The sequence below is a fragment of the uncultured Nevskia sp. genome, from assembly GCF_903885465.1.
GTDB lineage: Bacteria > Pseudomonadota > Gammaproteobacteria > Nevskiales > Nevskiaceae > Nevskia.
This window is the reverse complement of record NZ_CAISIQ010000159.1, coordinates 1-16,259: the sequence shown is the minus strand read 5'-3', so window position 1 is coordinate 16,259 and position 16,259 is coordinate 1. Positions and strand designations below refer to the sequence as shown.

At 64.8% G+C, this 16,259-nt stretch carries 16 protein-coding genes; 5 read left to right on the top strand and 11 right to left on the bottom strand.

All coding sequences use genetic code 11. The features are described 5' to 3' along the window. The 4 genes from QZY06_RS06010 to QZY06_RS05995 form a co-directional block, all read right to left on the bottom strand. Positions 1-896: FAD-dependent oxidoreductase (locus QZY06_RS06010; RefSeq protein WP_295681567.1), on the bottom strand; the 896-nt coding region annotated here is incomplete at its 3' end. 133 nt (positions 897-1,029) lie between these two features. Beyond that, entirely contained in the window at positions 1,030-2,319 is a 1,290-nt protein-coding gene (locus QZY06_RS06005) for an aromatic ring-hydroxylating dioxygenase subunit alpha (protein ID WP_293397084.1), read from the bottom strand. Positions 2,320-2,335: 16 nt separating this feature from the next. Next, positions 2,336-2,695, bottom strand: coding sequence for a hypothetical protein (locus QZY06_RS06000; RefSeq protein WP_295681563.1), 360 nt, complete (start codon positions 2,693-2,695; stop codon positions 2,336-2,338). Between the two features lie 85 nt (positions 2,696-2,780). Next, the gene (locus QZY06_RS05995) at positions 2,781-3,032 is read right to left on the bottom strand and encodes a 2-hydroxymuconate tautomerase family protein (protein ID WP_367275576.1); all 252 of its coding nucleotides are present in this window, start codon (positions 3,030-3,032) and stop codon (positions 2,781-2,783) included. A 142-nt stretch (positions 3,033-3,174) separates the two neighbouring features. Between QZY06_RS05995 and QZY06_RS05990 the strand changes: the two genes are divergently transcribed. Both QZY06_RS05990 and QZY06_RS05985 read left to right on the top strand, forming a co-directional pair. Next, the gene (locus QZY06_RS05990; RefSeq protein ID WP_295681557.1) at positions 3,175-4,179 is read left to right on the top strand and encodes a LysR family transcriptional regulator; all 1,005 of its coding nucleotides are present in this window, start codon (positions 3,175-3,177) and stop codon (positions 4,177-4,179) included. Between the two features lie 122 nt (positions 4,180-4,301). Beyond that, complete coding sequence (locus tag QZY06_RS05985; protein ID WP_295681556.1) at positions 4,302-5,885, top strand: acyl-CoA synthetase; 1,584 nt, start codon at positions 4,302-4,304, stop codon at positions 5,883-5,885. A gap of 52 nt (positions 5,886-5,937) precedes the next feature. Here the strand turns inward: QZY06_RS05985 and QZY06_RS05980 are convergent, their stop codons facing one another. Next, positions 5,938-7,044, bottom strand: coding sequence for a CaiB/BaiF CoA-transferase family protein (locus QZY06_RS05980; RefSeq protein WP_295681554.1), 1,107 nt, complete (start codon positions 7,042-7,044; stop codon positions 5,938-5,940). Between the two features lie 132 nt (positions 7,045-7,176). Between QZY06_RS05980 and QZY06_RS05975 the strand changes: the two genes are divergently transcribed. Then, positions 7,177-7,839 carry a TetR/AcrR family transcriptional regulator gene (locus QZY06_RS05975; RefSeq protein WP_295681551.1) on the top strand — a complete coding sequence of 221 codons (663 nt, stop codon included), beginning with the start codon at positions 7,177-7,179 and terminating at the stop codon, positions 7,837-7,839. Between the two features lies 1 nt (position 7,840). Here the strand turns inward: QZY06_RS05975 and QZY06_RS05970 are convergent, their stop codons facing one another. After that, a complete protein-coding gene (locus QZY06_RS05970) occupies positions 7,841-8,746 on the bottom strand; it encodes a LysR family transcriptional regulator (RefSeq protein WP_295681548.1) in 906 nt (301 codons plus the stop codon). Between the two features lie 94 nt (positions 8,747-8,840). Here QZY06_RS05970 and metE point away from each other — a divergent pair, with 94 nt between their 5' ends. Both metE and tal read left to right on the top strand, forming a co-directional pair. After that, positions 8,841-11,105 (top strand): 5-methyltetrahydropteroyltriglutamate--homocysteine S-methyltransferase, encoded by a 2,265-nt coding sequence (metE, locus tag QZY06_RS05965; protein WP_295681546.1) that lies wholly within the window; start codon positions 8,841-8,843, stop codon positions 11,103-11,105. Positions 11,106-11,193: 88 nt separating this feature from the next. After that, positions 11,194-12,273 (top strand): transaldolase, encoded by a 1,080-nt coding sequence (gene tal, locus QZY06_RS05960; RefSeq protein ID WP_295681540.1) that lies wholly within the window; start codon positions 11,194-11,196, stop codon positions 12,271-12,273. A 77-nt stretch (positions 12,274-12,350) separates the two neighbouring features. Here tal and QZY06_RS05955 read toward each other — a convergent pair whose 3' ends face one another. From QZY06_RS05955 to QZY06_RS05935, 5 genes are all read right to left on the bottom strand, one after another. Then, positions 12,351-12,710, bottom strand: coding sequence for a PilZ domain-containing protein (locus tag QZY06_RS05955; RefSeq protein ID WP_295681537.1), 360 nt, complete (start codon positions 12,708-12,710; stop codon positions 12,351-12,353). Next, on the bottom strand, positions 12,707-13,723 hold the full coding sequence (locus tag QZY06_RS05950) for a hypothetical protein (RefSeq protein ID WP_295681534.1): 1,017 nt from the start codon (positions 13,721-13,723) through the stop codon (positions 12,707-12,709). The genes QZY06_RS05955 and QZY06_RS05950 overlap by 4 nt, the downstream gene beginning before the upstream one ends. A gap of 66 nt (positions 13,724-13,789) precedes the next feature. Then, positions 13,790-15,184, bottom strand: coding sequence for an 8-oxoguanine deaminase (locus QZY06_RS05945; protein WP_295681531.1), 1,395 nt, complete (start codon positions 15,182-15,184; stop codon positions 13,790-13,792). A gap of 89 nt (positions 15,185-15,273) precedes the next feature. Further along, complete coding sequence (locus tag QZY06_RS05940; protein ID WP_295681528.1) at positions 15,274-15,681, bottom strand: hypothetical protein; 408 nt, start codon at positions 15,679-15,681, stop codon at positions 15,274-15,276. A gap of 33 nt (positions 15,682-15,714) precedes the next feature. Further along, positions 15,715-16,259: BMP family ABC transporter substrate-binding protein (locus QZY06_RS05935; RefSeq protein WP_295681525.1), on the bottom strand; the 545-nt coding region annotated here is incomplete at its 5' end.

The window sequence follows — 16,259 nt, the reverse complement described above, 5'->3', positions numbered from 1 at the left end:
CAGATATGGCCCTTCAGATGGGCGCGGCTCAGCTCGATGCTGTGAGTGAAGCCGCCGGAGCAGAAGATCACCGCTTTCTTGGCGCGGAAGTTCACCGGCTCGGCATCGCCGCGATCGACCTTCAGGCCGATGACGGCGCCTGCGCTGTCGCGAATCAGATCCTGCACCTGATGTTCGAGCAGCATCTGGATCGGCAGCTTGTCGAAGCCCTGCTGCAACTGCCAGAGCAGGGACTCCCCGCCACCGCCGTTCTGCGGCCAGACGATGCGTTCCGCGTGGCCGGTGATGTCCGGCACCAGCGAGCGACCGCGTTGCACCTTGCATTCCGGCAGCTGCGCGTAATAGTCCGGAAACGGCTTGCCTTCCCAGGTGTACCAGGGCATCGGCTTCAGGCCGGTGCTGGCGCTCAAGGTCTTCACGACCTTGGCGGCGTTGTCGAAGAAGGTGGCGATCAGATCGTATTCGGCCTGGCTGATGCCGAGCAGCGCATCGCTCTCCACATAGCGATGCGGATACGACAGCCGCACCATGTAGCGCAGCGCGTCGGCGCGGTTGTCGGCAATGCCTTGCGAGGCCAGCCAGGCATTGTCAGGAATCCAGAACACGCCGCCGGACTTCGCCGTAGTGCCGCCCTTGAACGGCATCTTCTCGAGCATGATCACGGAAGCGCCCTTGCTCGCGGCAGCGAGCGCAGCGGCGGTGCCGGCAATACCGGTGCCGACGATCAGCACATCGGCTTCGGCAGCCCATTTCGTCGCTGCAGGGCCGGCGGCATGGCTCAGCGCCGGCAGGCTGCCGGCAGCGGCAACCGATCCGGCGGCCAGGCCCTTGAGCAGCGCGCGGCGGGTACGCAGCTGCGGTTCATCGCCAACTGCAGCAGTCTTCTTGTCGATCACGGACGTCTCCTCCCAGATGGTTTTTATCGTTATCGGTCAGCGCCGGTCGCGCTCTGATGTCGCGATCCGGCGCTGCCGTGCAGCTTGCTCAGCGTGTGGGCCTGTCAACAATCACTTTGATCGCTGACAGGCCCTAGCTCAGGGCGTCGGCCACATGGTCGGCCTTCACCCACTTGTCCAGTACATGCAGCGAGTGGCGGATCAGCATCTCCGCATCCTGCAGGATCATCGTGTCCTTGGCGCCACTCTCCAGCCCGCGCTGAATGCGCTCGCAGTTGGTGACGTCTTCCAGCACCACTTCGGCCCAGCGGCAGGCGTAATGCTCAAGCTGCAGACGATGGCGGATCGACATCGTTTTCGGGATGTAGATCTTCAGAGTCCACTGCGTGCGGTTGTGGGCGACCGGCCAGAACTCGTGGGTCCAGAAGCCACCCGTGGAGTAGTCGATGTTGAAGTTCGGGAAGATCCAGGTGACGTCGGCGGACCACGAACGATCCTTGGTCGGATTGATCGCCGGGTGCGCGGTCAGCGCCGCGGCATTGCCGCTGTCATCGCCGCCGAGCACGCCGCCGGTGTCCTGCACATAGACCAGTTGCTCGACCTTCGAGGTCGGCGCCGGCACATAGTCCGGATTGCCGTAGGCCGAGAAGTGACGATGAATGCCGTGCGCCATCGCGCTCAGCGGCCGCGCATAACGGTTCTGTTCGGGATGGGCGAAGCCCGGGGCCAAGGTCGCCGGATGCAGGCTCGGCACGTGGTAGGGCTCGGCGAAGGCGTCGGCGATCAGCTTCCAGTTGGCCTTGAAATCGGCCTGGATGACGATCGTCTCATCGAGATTAAAGTACGGAATGCCGGCGTAGCGAGTGCCGAACGGGCCGAGGAATTCGGCCAGCGACACTTCAGGCTTGCTCTGGTGATTGAGGAAGATGAAGCCTTCCCAGACTTCGCAGCTGATCGGCGTCAGGCCGCAGGTCTTCTTGTCGAGATCGAAGAAATGCTTCTGATCCGGAACGCCGATCAGCTCGCCATCGTTCCGGTATTGCCAGTTGTGATAACGGCAGACCAGTCGCTCGGCCACGCCACAAGTCTGGTTGACCACCAGGTTGCCGCGATGGCTGCAGACGTTGTGGAAGGCGCGGATCTTGTTGTTCTTGCCGCGCGTGACCAGCACCGAGGCCTTCCAGATCTCGAGGTCCTTGACGAAGTAGGCGTTCTCCTGAGGCAACTGTTCGACCCGGCCGATGCACAGCCAGGCGCGCTTGAAGACACGTTCGCGTTCCAGTTCGAAGAACGCCGGCGAGCGATAGGGCTCGACGGACACCGGGCCGGTCGACAGGCCAGCGGCGTGGGTGAAGCTCTGTTCGTCGATGACGTGGCGCCCCGCGTTCGGGGTTTGCGCCGGTTTTTCGATCACTGCACTCATGTTCCTTGGCTCCGGTTCAGATGCGGCCGCCGTGCGGCCACGGACCCTGGGTGATCCTGACCGCGCTCGGCCAGGTCGAATCGAAGGCGCGCGGCTCGCCGTGCATCTCCACCGCGATTGCCGCGTGGTTCATCGCCAGCAGCAGCTTGAACAGACGCTCGCTGGCCGGCGGCATCTGGCCGAGCGTGAACTGCTCGCAATGGACGATGGCCTGTTCGGCGCGGGCGACGATGGCGTCGTAGAAGCGCTGGATGTCGTCCATCTCGGCGGTGGAGCGCGCGGCACGGCGCTGGTCGTTGCTGTCCAGCACCCAGTACGGCACGAAGCCTTCGAGTTCCTCGAAACCCTGAGGCAGGCTGCTGCTTGCTGCGGTCATGCGGTGATCTCCTCGTCGCAATCTCTGTGCACTTGTTCTTGTCCGGGCCGTCCGCTTCTGGTGGCGGATCGGTGCTCCTGCTGCACTACTTCGCTACGGCTTCCAACTCCAGCTCCGCGACCGGGGCTGCGTCGCGACGGCGTTTCGACAAGGGCAGCTCGCCGGCGGTGATGCCAGCCAGCGCGAAATGCTCCTGCCCAAGCTCGTGGATCATCACGCGCACCGAATCCTTCGGCACACCGAGCGCTGCGACTGCCGCGTCGGTCAGCGCAGCATGCAGAGCACGCTTCTGGGTGACCGTCCTGCCTTCAAGCATGTTGACCTGGATGATCGGCATCGATATCGCGCGCCTCCGGTGTTTTGCTGCGCCTTGCACTCAGGCGTCGAAACTAGTGGCAGGCCGTGCATCCGTCTAATACCTTTGACCGGCCCAGGTGATACAAGATCGGCATCGCCCAGGACCCTAATGAGGAGAAAGCATGGCGGCTTCGAGCTTCATGGACTTCCGTCGGCTGAGCTGCTTCGTTGCCGTGGTCGAGCAGCGCAGCTTCCGCGCCGCGGCACTCAAGCTGCACATCTCGCAGCCGCCGCTGACCCGTCACGTGCAGATGCTCGAAAGCGCGCTCGGCGTGCAGCTGCTGGTGCGCAGTGCCGGCGGCATCGAGCCGACCGCCGCCGGCAAGCTGTTCTACGAGGAAGCCCGCAACCTGTTGATGCTGGCCCAGCAGGCCGGCGAGCGCGTGCGGCTGGCCGGACAGGGGCGCATCGGCCGGCTCGACATCGGCGTGTTCGGCTCGGCGGTGCTGGGCGCGATCCCGAAGATCGTCCATGCCTTCCGCGACAGCCATCCCAAGGTCGAGCTGGTGCTGCACAACCTCGACCGCGCCAGCCAGATCAAGGCGCTGCGCGAGCGACGGATCAGCGTTGGCTTCAACCGCTATTTCGCCGATGAAAGCGATCTGCGCTGGGAAGTGATCCAGACCGAACGCATGCACGTGGTGCTGCCGGCCCAGCATCGCCTCGCCGGCCGGCGCGAGCTGAGCCTGGCGGACATCGGCCAGGAGCCGCTGATCCTCTATCCGCGAGCGCCCCGCCCCGGCTTCATCGACGAAATGATGAGGCTGTTCAGCGCCCAGCGGATCACGCCCAACGTGGCTTACGAGATCGACGACATGGTCACCGCGATCGGCCTCGTCGCCAGTGGCTTCGGCTTGAGCCTGCTGACCGATTCCGGCTGCAATCTGCGAGTGCCTGGCACGGTGCAGATTCCGCTGCGCAAGGCCGACCGCGCCACCGTCAATCTGTGCATGATCCATCGTCGTGATGATGACGACTCGACGCTGCTGCAGGCTTTCCTCGACATGGCGCGCTCGCTGCGGGCGAGCCTCGATGGTGTTGTCGACGAGCCCGAAGCACCCCCACCAGCGGTGCCGGTATCCCGATTGAAACCTGCCGCCAAGGCGCTGAGCCGCAAACCCCGCTGACTGATTGACAACGACTGCCCGACCGGGTGGTTCTGTCCATCGCGCGCAGCGGTTAAGGTTGCGGTTCAGAACATGCGCCGGCCTAGTCCCGTCGCCTCACCAACACTGCGAGAAAGATCCCTGTGAGCCTGCCACTGCCTGCCGACATCGTCCGTGCCCGCCGCAATACCCTCGGCGATGCACTGCGCCGCACTGCGCGCCGCTTCCGTGGCAAGACGGCGCTGCGCTTCAACGATCGCAGCTGGACCTTTACCGAACTCGATCAGGCGGCTGATCGCCTCGCCGCCTGGTATGTCGGCCTGGGCATCGGCACTGGCGACCGCGTGCTCTGCTACGGCCGCAACTCGGATGCTTACCTGCTCGCCTGGCTGGGCTGCGCCCGGCTTGGCGCGATTCACGTGCCGATCAACTACGCGCTGACCGGCGACGAACTGATCTATCTGGTTCGCCAGTCCGGCGCCCGGTTGATCCTTTGCGATCCCGATCTGGAAACCCATCTCGAAGTGCTGCCCGGTGCGCTCGGCGCGCAGTGCCCGCCATCGCGTCGTCTGCACAGCGATCCGGGACAGGATCTGCTGAGCATTGCCCGCAGCGAGACGCCGTCGCAGGCTGTGGAATATGAGGTCGACGATCACGGCGTCGCCCAGATTCTCTACACCTCCGGCACCACGGCAGCACCGAAGGGCGCGGCGCACACCCATGTCGGCATCCTGTTCGAGTACCAGTCCTGCGTGCAGGATCTCGAGTTCAAGGAACGTGACCGCAATCTCGCCGCGCTGCCGCTGTATCACACCGCCCAGATGCACGTGTTCACGATGCCGCAGCTGCTGTCCGGTGCCCTGGTGCTGCTGATCGAAAGCCCGGCGCCGGCTCGCGTGCTGGAGCTGATCGAGCAGGAGCGCATCACCTCGTTCTTCGCGCCGCCGACGGTCTGGATCAGCCTGCTGCGCCATCCGGATTTCGCCAAGCGTGATCTGAGCTCGCTCGAGAAGGTCTATTACGGCGCTTCGATCATGCCGGTGCCGGTGCTGCAGGAACTGCGTCAGCGGCTACCGAAGGCCGAGCCCTACAACTGCTACGGCCAGACCGAGATCGCGCCGATGGCCACGGTGCTGAAGCCGCACGAGCACGAGGCACGGCCGGCGTCCTGCGGGCGGCCGGTGTTCAACGTCGAAACCCGGGTCGTCGATGAAGAGATGAACGACTGCCCCACCGGCACGCTCGGCGAGATCATCCATCGCTCGCCGCATCTCACCGTCGGCTACTGGGAAAAGCCCGAACAGACTGCCGAAGCCTTTGCCGGCGGCTGGTTCCACTCCGGCGATCTCGGCTACTTCGACGAAGAGGGCTATCTGTTCATCGCCGATCGGGTCAAGGACGTGATCAACACCGGCGGCGTGCTGGTGGCCAGCCGCGAAGTCGAGGAAGCGCTGCTCACCCATGCCTCGGTGTCAGAAGTCGCCGTGGTCGCCCTGCCTGATCCGAAATGGATCGAAGCAGTCAGCGCCTTCGTCGTGCTCCGCGATGGCGCGTCCGTCACGGCCGAGGAACTGATCGCCCACTCGAAGACCACGCTGGCGCCGTACAAGGTGCCGAAGCAGGTGATCTTCGTCGACAACCTGCCGCGCAACACCGCCGGCAAGATCCTCAAGCGCGACCTGCGCAAGGCGCATACCGGGTCCGACACGATCTTCGCGACCGGCTGAGCGAAAACAGCGCTTCCGATTCTTCGGAAGCGCTGTGTCGAAGCGAGAAAACTCAGCCGCGCAGCGGCCCGAGCACGGCCTCGTTGTCGGCACCGAGCTTTGGCGACTGGCCGTTCACGGCCAGTGCGTTGTCGAAGAAGATCGGCAGGTTGAACGCCGGCTTGCCGTTGTCGTCGACGACCATGTTGCGGGCGACGACCTGCTCGTTGTTCAGCGCTTCGCTCGGGGTGAGGATGGCGCTGACGCAGGTTTCCTCGTGGGCAAGCAGCGTTTCCCATTCGTCGCGCGTGCGGGTCTTGAACAGGGCGACCAACTCCTGGCGCAACGCTGCGCCAGCCTTGCCCGGCGCGGCGGGCAACTTGGCCAGATCGGCACGGCCGGCGAGCTTCAGCACTTCGGCAAAGAACTTCGGTTCCAGCGAGCCGACGGCCAGATGCTTGCCGTCGCTGCATTCGTAGACGGCGTAGTTCAGCAGCGCGCCGGACAGGAAATCGCCGCCACGTGCCGGCGCCTTGCCGAACGTGCGGATCGCCGACAGCGACAGCACCTGCATCGCCAGGGTGGCGTCCATCATGCCGACGTCGACGAAGCTGCCGACACCGCTGGCACGAGCACCGAGCAAGGCCGCGAGGATGCCGACCGCGCAGCTGAGCGCGCCGCCGGCGATATCGGCGACCTGCAGATTGCCGACCACCGGGCCGGAGTCTGCGTTGCCGGTCTGCTCCAGTTCGCCGGCGTAGGCGCGGTAGTTCATGTCATGGCCGGGGCGATTCCGGTACGGGCCGGTCTGGCCGTAGCCGGTCAGTGCGGCGAACACCAGGCGCGGGTTGATCGCTTTCAGCACCTCGTAACCGCAGCCGAGGCGATCCATGACGCCGGGCCGGAACGATTCAACCACCACGTCGGCATCAACCACCAGCTTCTTGAACAGCGCCACATCGGCCGCCTGGCGCAGATCCAGGGTCACCGATTTCTTGCCGCGATTGACCGCCGAGAACATCTCCGCCGACATCGCCCGCGCGTAGTCGCCGCCGTTCGGTTCCTCGATCTTGATCACCTCGGCGCCGAGCTGCGCAAGGTACAGCGTGCAGAACGGGCCAGGCAGCAGGCGGGACAGGTCGAGCACGCGGACGCCGTGCAGCAGCGGATTGGAGGTCATCGTTGGGGATCGGATGGAGGTTGGGTGGGCTGGTCAGCGACAGTGATTTTACATACAGTCTGGACGGTATCGTAATTTCCCTGTCTCCCCAACTTCATGCCGATCAGCGCTGCGTCTCCTGCCCCAAAGAAGTTGCGCCGCACCCAGGCCGAGCGCAGCGACAGCATGCGCAGCCGCCTGCTCGAAGCGACCCTGCAAAGCCTTGCCGAAGACGGCTATGCGGCCTCGACCTTGAGTTCGATCGTCCGCCGCGCCGGCGTCTCGCGTGGCGCGCAGGTACATCACTACCCGAACAAGCAGGCGCTGATGCTCGACGCCGCCGAGGATCTGCTGCGCCGTACCTACCGGCAGCTGGGCGAGCTGCTGTTGTCGATCGGCGACGAGGACGACCGGCTGACGCGGCTGGTCGAAGCAGCCTGGGATCAGGTGTTCTCCACACCGCTGTTCCACGCCTACACCGAACTGCTGGTTGCGTCCCTGCGCGACGAGAATCTCGCCGATGCGCTGCGTGAGCGACTGAAACGCGTGCAGAGCGTGTTCGCGCCGGCCGTCGAACATTACTTCGAGCCCAACCCGAAGCTCAGCGGCACCAGCAAGGCCGATCTGCATGCGCTGTTTCAGCAGCTGAGCTGCTTTCTTGTCGGCCTTGCGACCCAGGCGCATCTGATGAAGGATCGCGCCCAGGTACAGGCGCATCTGGCGCTGTGGGCACGGCAGGCGGGACTGGTGATGAAGGCTCGCAAGGGCGTGCGACTGCCGCCACCAAGGCCCGAGGCCTGGCCACGCAAGAGTTGAATCAGAGGACGCCTGAGCAGCGGCGAACTTCCGCCAGGAAGTCGCTCATGAACGGCTTAGCGGCAAGGCTTTCGGGAATCGCCGCGTACAGATCGCAGCGCAAGCCGTTCGGACCCAGCGGCTTGCCGATCACGTAGCTGCGCGTCAAGTACGGCGCGATGCTCCACTCCGGCAAAGCGGCGATGCCACGGTTGCTGGCCACCAGTTGCAGGATGGCGACGGTGAGTTCCACCTTGCGCCGCTGGGTGGTGACGCCTGCTGGCGCCAGGAAGTGGCGAACGACGTCGAGCATGTCCTCGTCGACCGGATAGCTGATCAGCGTTTCGGCTCCGAAATCGGCAGGCTCCAGAAACGCCTTGCGGGCCAGCGGATGACGCGGTGACAAGACGGCCAGAGTTTCGTAGCTGAACAGTTTTTCCACGACAACGGCAGCGCGTGCAGGTGGCCGGTCGTGGATCACCGCGAAATCCGCAGCCCCTGATTCGACCAGCGCCATCGGATCGATCTGGAAACCGCCGACCAGATCCAGTTCCACATCCGGCCAGTGCTCGCGGAAGGCATCCATCGCCGGCATCAGCCAGTCGAAACAGGTGTGGCACTCCACCGCCACCCGCAAGGCGCCGCTGCGGCCCGACACCCATTGCGCGACCTCGCGCTCGGCCTGCGCCGTCATCGCCAGCACCGTGCGCGCCAGTTCCACCAGCTTGGTGCCGGCCTGCGTGAAGCGCAGCGGCTTGGTGTTGCGTTCGAACAAGGGCGCTCCGTAACGCGCTTCGAGCGCTTTCAACTGATGCGACAGCGCCGACTGGGTGACGAAGACGCGCTCCGCTGCCTTGCCGAGCGAACCGGTCTCGGACAAGGCCAGCAGGGTTTGCAGGTGACGCATCTCCAGCGGCGACTGAGCCATGAATGAAATTCATCGAAGTGGTGAAAACACTGCGATTGAATCATGAGTGTGCTGCCGTGACCATGCCTGCCGCACTGAACTCCCGATTCCGAACATGACCGTCGCCCACATCCTTGGCTTTCCCCGCATCGGCTCGCGCCGCGAACTGAAGACCGCGCTCGAAGCGCACTGGAGCGGCAAGCTCGACGAAGCGGGCTTGCAGCGCGTTGGCCAGGATCTGCGTGCGCGGCACTGGCAGTTGCAGCGCTCTGCCGGGCTAGACGTCGTCACCGTCGGCGACTTCGCCTGGTACGACCATCTGCATACCGTCACCGCGCTGTTCTCTGCGGCACCGGCGCGTTTCGGCCTCGGTGGCCGGGTCGACCTCGCCGGCTATTTCGCGATGGCGCGCGGCACCGCCGAGCAGCCGGCACTGGCGATGAAGAAGTGGTTCGACACCAACTATCACTACCTGGTCCCCGAGATCGGGCCGTACACCCGCTTCACCCTGAACCGCGACTGGCTGCTGCCGGACGTGCGCGAGGCGCTGGCGCTCGGCCACAAGGTCAAGGTGGTGCTGCCCGGTCCGCTGACCTGGTTGTGGCTGGCGGCTAGCGAGCCGGACTTCGACAAGCTGAAGCTGCTGAGCCTGCTGCTCAACGGTTACTTCGTGCTGCTGGCCGAGCTGAAAGCGCTGGGCGTGCAATGGCTGCAGATCGACGAACCGATCCTCGCGCTTGATCTGCCGCAGGACTGGCTGGCGGCGCTGCCGGTGGTTTATCGCGAGCTGGCCAGCGCCGGTCCGGCGATCCTGCTCGCCACCTACTTCGGCGACGTTGCGCAGCACGCGGCCTTGCTGAAACAGCTGCCGATTGCCGGCCTGCATCTCGATCTGGCTCGCGCGCCCCAGCAGCTCGACGCCTTCCTCAGCAATTGGCCGCAGGACAAGATCCTGTCGCTGGGCGTGATCGACGGCCGCAATCTGTGGCGCACCGATCTGGCCCAGGCGCTGGCCGCTCTGCGCGATGCCAGCACGACCCTCGGCGACCGGCTCTGGGTGTCGGCGTCCTGCTCGCTGCTGCATGTGCCAACCGACCTCGCCCACGAGCACAAGCTCGATCCCGCGCTCAAAAGCTGGATGGCATTCGCCACCCAGAAGCTGGATGAAGTAGCGCTGCTCAAGCGCGCGCTCGACGATGGCGAGTACGCAATCGCAGACGCGCTGCAAGCATCCACGGCGGCTGCGCAAACGCGACGACAGGCAACGACCACCTTGCGCCCCGAAATCCGGGCACGAGTTGCTGCTCTGTCAGAAGCCGATGCCCGTCGTGGCGCGCCGTTCGTGTCGCGCATCGTCCAACAGCAGGCCGTGCTGAATCTGCCGCCACTGCCGACCACGACGATCGGCTCGTTCCCGCAGACCGCCGAGATTCGCGCTGCGCGCGCCGCTTTCAAGGCCGGCAAGCTCGGCGATCAGGACTACCGGCAAGCGATGCAGGCGGAAATCCGCTACGCCGTCGAAAAGCAGGAAACACTGGGTCTCGACGTGCTGGTCCATGGCGAAGCCGAGCGTAACGACATGGTCGAGTACTTCGGCGAGCAACTCGATGGCTATTGCTTCACCGAGAACGGCTGGGTGCAGAGCTATGGCTCACGCTGCGTCAAACCGCCGGTGATCTATGGCGATGTGGCAAGGCCGCGGGCGATGACCGTCGAATGGGCGCGCTACGCGCAAAGCCTCACGACCAAGCCGATGAAGGGCATGCTCAGCGGCCCGATCACCATGCTGTTCTGGAGCTTCGTGCGCGACGATCTGCCGCGCCGCGAAGTCGCGCTGCAACTGGCACTGGCCCTGCGCGACGAGGTCTGCGATCTCGAAGCGGCCGGCATCAAGCTCATCCAGATCGACGAGCCGGCGATCCGCGAAGGCCTGCCGCTGAAGAAGGCCGACTGGCCTGCATATCTCGATTGGGCGGTGCGCGCGTTCCGCGTCTGCGCGTCCGGCGTCCGCGACGACACGCAGATCCACACCCACATGTGTTACTCGGAGTTCAACGACATCCTGCCGGCGATCGCGGCGATGGATGCCGATGTCATCACCATCGAAACCTCGCGTTCGCGGATGAAGCTGCTCGATGCCTTCGCCGAGTTCCGCTATCCGAACGACATCGGCCCCGGCCTGTACGACATCCATTCGCCGCGGGTGCCGTCCGCCGGCGAGATGAAGACCTTGCTCGATCGTGCGCTGTCGGTAGTGCCGGCCGAACGCCTCTGGGTGAACCCGGACTGCGGCCTCAAGACGCGTGCCTGGCCAGAGACTGAAGCGGCATTGCGCCTGATGGTCAGCACCGCACGCCAGGCTCGCGCGAGCCTGGGCTGAGGCCGAAGCGCCGGTTGGCGTGTCGGGCCGCTGCGGATCGGTAGAATCGGGACATCCCTTTGTGTTCCTTCCTATCGATCCGCTCCGCATGAACCCTGCAAACCGCCTGCACGCACTTGGCCAGAGCCTCTGGCTCGACAACATCACCCGCACCCTGGTGCAGGACGGCACCCTCGCCCGCTACATCCGCGAGATCGCGGTGACCGGCCTGACCTCGAACCCGACGATCTTCGAGCAGGCGATCAAGAACGGCAGCGTCTACGACGAAGCGATCCGCACCAAGGCAGCGGCAGGCCTGAGCGACGAAGCGCTGTTCTTCGAACTGGCGATCGAGGATCTGTCGGCCGCCGCCGATCTGTTCGCGCCGGAGTTCGAGCGCACTAACGGTGTTGATGGCTGGGTGTCGCTGGAAGTGTCGCCGCTGTTGGCTGATGAGACCGAAGCGACGGTCAATGCCGCAGTCGATCTGCATGCCCGTGCAGCGAAGCCGAATCTCTACATCAAGATTCCGGGCACGCCGGCCGGCATTCCGGCGATCGAGGAAGCGATCGCCGCCGGCGTGCCGGTCAACGTCACCCTGCTGTTCTCCGCCGAGCAGTATCTGGCCGCGGCCGAAGCCTGGGCACGCGGTATCGAGCGTCGTCTCGAGGCCGGCCTGCCGGCCAATGTGTCGTCGGTTGCTTCGGTGTTCGTCAGCCGCTGGGACGCTGCGGTGAAAGCGCAATTGCCGAACACGCTGCATAACCGGCTCGGTGTGGCGATGATGGGCCGCTGCTATCGCGAGTACCGCAAGCTGCTGATCTCGCCCCGCTGGCAGAAGCTGATCTCGGCCGGTGTCTCGCCGCAGCGTCTGCTGTTCGCCAGCACCAGCGCCAAGGACCCGGCATTGGGCGACAGCTACTACGTCGATGCGCTGGCAGCGCCGGACACGGTCAACACCATTCCCGAGAAGACGCTGCTCGCCTACGTCGACAGCGGCAATCCGGGGCCGCTGCTGCCACCGACCGGCGGCGACTGCGAAACGGTGCTGGCGTCGATCGCTGCGGCCGGTGTCGATATCGATGCACTGGCTACCAAGCTGCAGCGCGATGGTGCCGCTTCGTTCGTCAAATCCTGGCAGGACCTGATTGCCTGCCTGGCCGAGAAGAGCCAGAAGAAGCCTGGTTAGACCCGCTTCCTTCGAACACTACAAACAACTGCCATTCTCGCGAAGGCGGGAATGACGGGAGGGATTGGCCGCAAAGCTCACATCGTATGCGTCGGCTTGTCCGCGCTGACACCCGCCAGATAGGCGTCGATCCGCTTCTGGGTATCGCCATTGTCCTGACCGCTGAACTGCACGCCTATGCCCTGCTGGCGCTTGCCCTGGGCATTGCGCGGCGTCAGCCAGACCACTCGGCCGGCGACCGGGATGCGCTCCGGGTCATCCATCAGGGTCAGCAGGATGAACACCTCGTCGCCTAGCCGGTATTCCTTGTTGGTCGGAATGAACAGGCCTCCGTTCTTGATGAACGGCATGTAGGACGCGTAGAGCGCCGGCTTGTCCTTGATGCTGAGCGTCAGGATGCCGGGGGAGGGCGCACCGGGACGAGTCGTGGTGTTCATGTCCGAGGATTCTGCGCAGCGCGGCCGGCCCGTGCAAGAAGGGCGATCCAGCCGATCAGCAGCGATTCGATCACCAGCTTCTTGTCAGCCGCGCCGTGAATGCGTTCGAGCGCGGTCTGCGCTTCGGCGACATAGCGATCGAGCAGTTCGGCCGGCAGCCGCAGCGCCAGGCTTCGCAGGCCAGCGTCATCACCGGCTTGGGCACTGAGCCGCGAGCGCAGCAGCGTTGCCAGCCAGCCATACAGCCACTGCACCCAGCCTGCCGGATCAGCTTCGTTGATCGCCGCCGCCATCGGCACCGGCTCGCCGCGACCATGGGCCAGATCGAGCAGGCCGCGCGCCCAGTCAGCCCTCACGGCGACACCATTGCCGGCCAGCAACTCGATCGCTTTCAGCGGTGCGCCCGAGGCCAGCTCGAAGGCCTGACCGAGTGCGGCCTCATCGAACTTGCCGCCGCTGGCGACACGCAGCCAGCTCAGTGCGACGTCGCGTGCTGGCGCTGCGATCGCCAGCCGCTGGCAACGGCTGCGCAAGGTCGGCGCCAGCGCCTGTGGGCGACTGCTGACCAGCAGCAGATGGCTGCCCGGCGTCGGCTCCTCGATGGTCTTCAGCAGCGCGTTGACGCCATTGACGTTCAGCGAATCGGCCGGATCGATGATCGCAACCTTGGCGCGGCCGTCGTACTGGGTGATCGTCAGCTTCTCGCTGAGCTCGCGCACGGCGCTAATCGGGATATCGCGCTTGCCTTCCTCAACTCTGAGCAGGAAGTAGCCGGAATGCGCTTCGCTGAGCACCTGCAGACAGTCTGAGCAGGCACCGCAGGCCGTGCCGTCAGTTGCGCGTTGGCGGCACCAGAGTGCTGCGGTGATGCAAGCCGCGAAGTGCCGCTTGCCAGCGCCCGGCGGTCCGGCGATCAGCAGCGCATGGCCCAGACGATCGTCCTGCATCGACGCGGCGACCGTCGTCCACAGCGTGCGTTGCCAGGGCAGCGGCTGGAAGTTCGGCGTGCTCATGGCGGTGCTGCGGAAGGGTCGAAAAGCATGTCGCGATGATACCAGCGGCCTGTTTCCCAGCCCTGCCTAAACTTCGAGCAATCGACGACTCGCCGCGTTGTGTCTTGCCACCAGCTGCGGCAAGTCGACACCGAGCAGCACGCCTTCATCGACGACCACCCGGCCGTTGATCACCGAGGTCCAGGCGCGAACTGGCGAGCAGGTCAGCAGCGCGGCAACCGGATCGCCCTGGGCGCCGGCGTGTTCGAGTCCGTCGACGCGGAATGCGACCAGATCCGCCGCCATGCCCGGCTGCAGGCTGCCGATGTCGTCGCGACCGAGCATGCTGGCGCCGCCCAGAGTCGCCAGCTCCAGCGCTTCGCGCGCGGAAAAGCGATCGGCGCGTGATTCGAAACCCGGCCAGCCGACCCGTTGCAGCAGCATCGCCTGCCGCGCTTCGCCGAGCATGTGGTTGCCGTCGTTGCTCGCCGAGCCGTCGACACCAAGACCAACTCGAACGCCGGCATCGACCATCGCCCGCACCGGCGCGATGCCGGACGCCAGGATCATGTTGCTGCTCGCGCAATGGCAGATGCCGCTGCAGCTGTGCGCCATCTTGGCGATGTCGGCCGGCGACGGATGCACCATGTGCGCGAACCAGACATCGTCACCGAGCCATTCCACCGACTCCGCATAGTCGAGTGGCCGCATGCCGAATTTCTCGACGCAGTAGCGATCCTCGTCGGCGGTTTCGGCCAGATGCGTATGCAGCCCGACCTTGGCGTGGCTGCGCGCCAGCCGCGCGCTTTCACGCATCAGACTGCCGCTGACGCTGAACGGCGAGCACGGCGCCAGACCGATCCGCAGCATCGAATAGCGTTCGGCATCGTGGAAGGTCTCGATCGCCCGCAGGCTGTCGGCGAGGATCGCGTCTTCCCGCTCGACCAGGCGATCCGGCGGCAGACCGCCCTGCGATTCGCCGACGCTCATCGAGCCGCGCGTGGGATGAAAGCGCACGCCGAGTTCCTGCGCGGCGGCGATCTCGTCGTCGATGCGCGTGCCGTTCGGATACATGTAGAGATGATCGGCGACCGTCGTCGCGCCGCTCAGCACCAGCTCGGCCAGACCAATCTTGGCGCTGACGTAGACCGCTTCCGGATCCATGCGGCCCCAGATCGGATAAAGCATCTTGAGCCAGTCGAACAACACCAGGCCGCCACCGGTGCCGATCGCGCGAGTCAGTGTCTGGTAGAGGTGATGGTGGCCGTTGATAAGGCCCGGCAGCAGCACGCAGCCGCGCAGGCTGATGGTCCGCGTCGGCTTGCGCGCCGGATCAGCCGCGATCCAGGCACTGACTTCGTTCTCGTCGCCGACGCAGGCAATGACCTTGTTGTCGATGACGACGCTGCCGCCACGAATCTCGCGGCGTGCAGCGTCCATGGTGACGACGACATCGGCGTCGCGCAGCAGCAGGATGGGCATGAGGCAGTTTCTAGTTCTCAATCGTTGGCTTGAGGAAAAGCAAAGGTCGCCTCGGTCCTACAGCTCTGGCTGGAGCCGCCGGTTGGAAATCATTTGCGCTGGCTCGCGTTGAAGAACGTCGCTATCGCGAGGTAGATGAGAACAACCGCCGCGCCGGCGGCAAGATAACGGGAGTGGAAGTCCATTAACTCGCCGGCTAAGTCAGCAAGGACACCCGGATCGCCAGCCTGCACCCATATGAAATAGACCGTACCGGAGATCACCGCTACGAGGACGCGCACCCGGATACTGCATTTCGCAAGACCGCCCAGAAGCAGAGAGACCGAAAACCCGCAAACGGCCAGAACAAGCTCATGGGCCCGCACTACCGACAGGTATTTATCGTCGACCACAAAACTGGCGGGTAAACGACTCAGCGGCCCGAACGACGCCGCCACAAGAAGAGCAATCGTGGTGACGAGCGCTAAGCACGCTGCTCTTCCAACCTGACTAGACATAGCTTTACGCAACCCAACAACTGGAAACCGGTATTACTTCGGAATAGAACCATCCACGCCTTCGACATACCACTTGATCGACAACAGCTGCTCGTCGAGCAGCGCCTTGCCGGCTTCGACCTTGACCGCGCCGGTGTTGTCCTTGAGCGGTCCGGCGAACGGCAGCAGCGTGCCGTCGATAATCGCTTTCTTGCGTTCCTCGAACAGCTTGGCGACATCGGCCGGAACCGACGGATTCAGCGGCGACAGCACCACCAGGCCTTCCTTGATGCCCCAACGGGTGTTGCGGTTGCCGGTCCAGGTGCCGGCCAGCTGCTTGTTGATCTCGTCGATGTAATAGACGCCCCAGTTCTCGGTATTGGCGGTCAGGTGTGCGTGAGGGCCGTACTTGCTCATGTCCGAATCCCAGCCGAAGGCGTGCACGCCTTTCTCTTCGGCCACCTGGACGGCGGCCGGCGAATCGGTGTTCTGGCAGAGCATGTCGGCGCCCTGGGCGATCAGGGTTTCGGCGGCCTGGCGCTCCTTGCCGGGGTCATACCAGGTGTCGACCCAGATCACCTTGGTCTTGATCTTCGGGT